Genomic DNA, 3,891 nt, shown 5'->3' on the forward strand with positions numbered 1-3,891 from the left:
GGCCGCGCCGGGCACGACCGACGACGCCCGGATCCGCGACATCACCCAGGCCCTGCCGCCGCGCTGGGCTGACCGCCTCTTCGAGGCCCGCGACGGTGGCGCCAACGAGCAGCAGCTCCAGCGCATCGCAGCCGAGGGCCTGGCGGAGATGTACTTCCGGAACAACAACACCCGCGCCCACGGTCTGGGCGTGGAGTTCACCGACGTGGAGCACATCCAGATCGAGCTGTAGTTGAGCCCGCCAAAACGCCTCGTCCCCGGCATTGAAGCTGCCGGGGACGAGGCGTTTCACATTCCTGCGAGGATCAGACCGCGAGGCTTCGAGGCGACCTCAAGCCCGGCGCCCTGCCGTAACCCTCTGTAATCCATTTCATTACATCCCATCGCGATGCAATGAAATGGAATGCAATGGATTACGTTGGAGCGCATTGGAGCCTGCGTTTCTCGCAGGAGGGAAGACCGTTCCTGCGTTTCTCGCAGTAGGGGAGACCGACGAATACCGCTTCACTGCTTGATGGTGACCGGGATCACATTAACGCCTGTGAGCTGCGGTTTTTTCGGTATGGATGTGTCGCTGGTGCGCGAGAAGGTAGGCAGAGTGTAGGCAGAGTGTTGTCTTGTGCGGGCATTCCCGCATGAGCAACTACACCGATCAGCTTCTCGCCGATAGACTCCGCAGAACGCGAAAGGAGCCCTGCGTCCCAACGGGTTTCTCAGGCCTCTGAGTTGGGAGGGCTCCTCTCGCGGTGTCCCTAAACGCACGCTGACGCAAGGAACCGCATGCCCGAGCCTAGCGCGAATTTAGATCCGAAGCACCCACGCCGTGTGGACAGATGGCTCTCGTCCATCAGCACTCACCTGCGGAAATGGAGTGGGAGCCGTGGACACGGTGTCCACCACCACTTCCTCCAGGGCGTCGCCTACAAGCTGGGCAGCGGCGCCGTGACGCTGCTGATCCTGTGGTGGGAGACGCGCCACTGACCGCACTGCGGTCCTGACCGCCGGATGCCCGTGAGGCCCCGCACCGCGCTGATGCGCTGGTTTGGGGCCTCACACGCGTATCCGCGGGGGGTCGGATGTTCATGCACGCGTCTGTGTGCCCAACGCGGCTTGTGCAGGCACGGTTACGGTGCCCGGCCGTGCGGCGAGCGCCTGGTCGACGAAGTCCCGTACGAGGGCCAGGGTGTCGGGCACCGTGACGTCCTTCGTCCACGTCGTGCTGTGCTGCCAGCATTCCAGCTCGAAGTGGTGTGCCCCGTGGGCGAGTTCCACGTGACGGGCCCACGGCCGGCGTCGGCACGGGCGGCTGCGGTGGCGGTGGCGCTCGGTCGCCTCCAGATGCTTCTGGACGAGGCCGACGCGGTATCGGCCTGGCAGGATCCGCCCTTCGAGGCAGCCTTGGCACTCCAGGAGGTGCAGGGCGGCCCCCTCCTTCTCCTCGAGGAAGTGGCGCGGGTCGCTCTTGCCCTCGAAGGTGTTGCAGCTGCCGCACAAAGGCCCGCGTAGATAGCCGTGGTCGTGGCAGTGATCCCACGCGGCCGCCCGGCGTTCGGCGCACAGCCGGCACAGGTAGTCGTCGGCGCGGATGCTGCGCATGCGGCGCGAGTCGTACATGACGCCGCGCAGGTGGCCGGTGTACCGCTGGAAGGTGGCACCCGAGCACGGCGGGCACAGGGTGACGTAGCCGAGCGGGGTCTGCGTGCGCCAGCCGCCCCAGCGCGGGCCCTGCTCGCTGCAGCGGGAGCAGGTCCGGGCCCGGCCGACCAGGTCCTCGTCCACCTGCTCCCAGCGGTCCAGGAGCTCGGAGTAGGCCCTCGGTAGGAACAGTGCTCCGTTGGTGCAGGTCATCAGATCCAGGGGCCGGGTGTTGGCGATGTTCTCCCGGAGCCGGATCCCGCTGCGCGCCGCGACGAACTCGTCCCATGTCAGCGTTCCGGGCAGCCCGTTGGCCCCGAGGCGCTTCCAGTTGTCGTTCCACTCTTCATAGGGCCGCCCCTCCTGATCCTTGCGGCGGGCCTCCCAGAACAGCCACGACGTGATCCGGGACCGCCAGGAGGCCGGGCCGCGGTACCCCATGCCCTGGTCGTCGCCGTCGTCGGCGTCGAAGAAGGTGGGCAGTGGCACCTCCACGAGGTCGTCGACGTCCAGGCGGAAGTCCGCGAACGTTTGGGCCGCGCGGCGGATCTCGCGTTCGTCGTACGTCCACTTCGACTTGTTCTTGAAGCAGCGCACCGCGATGTCGCCGAAGACGACGTGGCCGTGACGGCGCACATGAACCATGTGCAGGAGGTCGTCCGGGTCCAGCGGAACAGGGGAGCCGGCGGTGATGTCCGCGAAGAAGGCGCGGGCGAGCTTGGGGCTGATCTGGGCCATGGCCGGATGGTGACAGCGGGCTCTGACAACGCCCTCCCCGCATCCGTACGCGTGAGCGGTTTCCCGTACGGCCGTCCGAAGTTGCCCCGGGGGCGGGGCCTACTCGCCTGTGTCGAAGCCATGGCCGAAGCCTTTGAGGACGGGGTCCAGTTCGGCGGCCGCGCCGCACAGCGAGCACAGCCGGACGCCGGCCTTCTCGGCAGCGTCCAGGGCGCGCTCCAGCTCCAGCACCGGCGCGCCCTGCGGGGCCTCGTCACAGTCCGGGGCGTGCAGGATGCCGCGGTCGGGCCCGGGGGCGTCCAGCTTCTGCAGCACCCAGCCCGTCGGCCGGCGCGGCCCGAGGACCTCGCGCACTGACCGCGACGGCGGCGACTTCAGGTACGTCGTGGGGACGTCGTCGTACGAGACCCCCTCAACGCGCTTGACGTGGGCGGGAGCCTGCACCCACACCGTGTACCAGGCGGGCTCTACGGCACCGTCAGCGGTGTTCTGCCAGGCCGGGACCGAGACGTGGAACAGCCAGCCATCGGGCGTCTGCTGGCGCTCGTGGAGGCGCCCTACGACCTCCTGGCGGCCGTCCGGCGGTAGAAGCACGACGATGGGCGGCGGCTCCGGCGGCGTGTCCGCCACGGCTACAACTCCTGCTCCTGGCCGCCCGAGGCCGCCGCGAGGGCGTGCCTGAGCTTGCTGCGCGCGTCCGGACGCGCGGGCCCGTCGACGTCGTTCCAGAAGGCGTGCGTGAGGATCACGGCGGCGAGGTCGCGCTCCCGCTCGCGCAGCGCGGCGACCTCCAGCTGCTCCTGCTCCATCCAGCCGGGCGAGGCCGGGTATGCGGGGGAGGTGGCGAGCCAGTAGCCCTCGGGACGCTGCCAGGCCTCCATCGGCTCGACCGAGTACGGCAGCCGCTCGTACAGGTTGGTGAGGTCGGCACGCACCTGGTTGAGGGCCTGCTGCGCGGTGAGGAGATCGTCGGGATATTCGTACGCCACGGCCCAACAGTAGTTCGATCCGGCGGCCGCGCCGCCCGCCGCTGGCTCAGGGCTGGTCGGGCGGCGTTTCCTGCCAGTGCCAGCCGTGGGCGGCCATGCACTCCTTCGTCCACTCCATCAGCAGGTGGGCGCCCTCCTGGACGCGGCTCATGTCGTGGCCGCCGTCGTTCGCGAACCACTGGACGAGAAGGCCGGCCGCCGGGCGGTCGACGTCGCCGGTGTCGCAGGCCGGGCACAGCTCCAGATGGATGGGGCGCCCGTGTTCGTCGTCCTGCGGCGCCACAGCGCTCATGATGAGGTCGCCCCGGCAGCGTGAACACTGCGGCAGTCGGTCGGAGAACCTGAGCAGTTCCATGGCCAGCCCCCTTGCTCTGGACGTGGCCCTCCACCCAAGACCCGCTGGCCTGCGCCGTCAACCCTGCCGCAGCCGTGGACCGGCGCGGGGCCGCCGGAATCTGTCCACAGGGGAACGGCCGTCTCATGGACGCATGATCGACAGTAACGACACGCAGCCACCCGCCCGCCCGAC

6 protein-coding genes are annotated in these 3,891 nt (G+C 69.0%); 2 read left to right on the forward strand and 4 right to left on the reverse strand.

What is annotated here, in order from left to right; genetic code table 11:
- Positions 1 to 232: telomere-protecting terminal protein Tpg (gene tpg / locus ACFVYK_RS20445; RefSeq protein ID WP_389775805.1), on the forward strand; the 232-nt coding region annotated here is incomplete at its 5' end.
- Between the two features lie 593 nt (positions 233 to 825).
- Positions 826 to 981, forward strand: coding sequence for a hypothetical protein (locus tag ACFVYK_RS20450; RefSeq protein ID WP_389775808.1), 156 nt, complete (start codon positions 826 to 828; stop codon positions 979 to 981).
- Between the two features lie 99 nt (positions 982 to 1,080).
- On the opposite strand, the gene ACFVYK_RS20455 is transcribed toward ACFVYK_RS20450, so the two are convergent.
- From ACFVYK_RS20455 to ACFVYK_RS20470, 4 genes are all read right to left on the reverse strand, one after another.
- Positions 1,081 to 2,373 (reverse strand): endonuclease domain-containing protein, encoded by a 1,293-nt coding sequence (locus ACFVYK_RS20455; RefSeq protein WP_389775811.1) that lies wholly within the window; start codon positions 2,371 to 2,373, stop codon positions 1,081 to 1,083.
- Positions 2,374 to 2,472: 99 nt separating this feature from the next.
- Positions 2,473 to 3,003 carry a DUF6233 domain-containing protein gene (locus ACFVYK_RS20460; RefSeq protein WP_389775814.1) on the reverse strand — a complete coding sequence of 177 codons (531 nt, stop codon included), beginning with the start codon at positions 3,001 to 3,003 and terminating at the stop codon, positions 2,473 to 2,475.
- 2 nt (positions 3,004 to 3,005) lie between these two features.
- On the reverse strand, positions 3,006 to 3,362 hold the full coding sequence (locus ACFVYK_RS20465) for a nucleic acid-binding protein (RefSeq protein ID WP_389775817.1): 357 nt from the start codon (positions 3,360 to 3,362) through the stop codon (positions 3,006 to 3,008).
- 46 nt (positions 3,363 to 3,408) lie between these two features.
- Positions 3,409 to 3,717 (reverse strand): DUF6300 family protein, encoded by a 309-nt coding sequence (locus ACFVYK_RS20470; protein WP_389775820.1) that lies wholly within the window; start codon positions 3,715 to 3,717, stop codon positions 3,409 to 3,411.
- Positions 3,718 to 3,891 lie beyond the last annotated feature (174 nt).

It is taken from the genome of Streptomyces sp. NPDC058291, assembly GCF_042880855.1.
Classification (GTDB): Bacteria; Actinomycetota; Actinomycetes; order Streptomycetales; family Streptomycetaceae; genus Streptomyces.